This is a genomic window from Cetobacterium somerae ATCC BAA-474 (assembly GCF_000479045.1).
In the GTDB taxonomy this organism is placed as follows: domain Bacteria; phylum Fusobacteriota; class Fusobacteriia; order Fusobacteriales; family Fusobacteriaceae; genus Cetobacterium_A; species Cetobacterium_A somerae.
On sequence record NZ_KI518099.1, the window covers coordinates 1 to 516 of the forward strand.

General features: G+C 30.8%; 1 protein-coding gene. It reads right to left on the reverse strand.

Annotation, left to right across the window (positions count from 1 at the left end; translation table 11 throughout):
* The coding region (locus HMPREF0202_RS03335) for a Tn3 family transposase (protein WP_023049888.1) at positions 1–516 on the reverse strand (516 nt) is incomplete at both ends.

Here is a 516-nt window from a genome sequence, read left to right on the forward strand (position 1 = left end):
AATACTATTTTGCCGAGAGTAAGATCCTAATTTACTTAATATTAGTGAAGAGCTAACTTTACCTTCTCTAATTGAGGATGCTAATCTTAAAACATCATCATAATTTTCTTTTATAATCTTTTCATTAATTTTGCCCTTTAAAATACTTTCAAGATTTTTGGATACCTTTGTTTCACTTAAAGAAAATAATTTTACATCGGATAAATCACGTATTCTAGGAGCAAATCTGAATCCTAAAAGATGAGTAAGTCCAAATACTTGATCAGTATATCCAGCTGTATCTGTGTAGTGTTCTAATATATTTAAATCAGTTTCATGATTTAAAAGCCCATCTAAAACATGAGTAGCATCTCTAGAATTTGTATTAATTACTTTCGTATAGAAAGATGAAAATTGGTCACTTGTAAATCTATAAATAGTAGCACCTTTTCCAGTCCCATAGTGAGGATTAGAATCAGCATGAAGCGATGTAACTCCTAATTGCATACGCATCCCATCCGAAGATGAAGTAGTTCC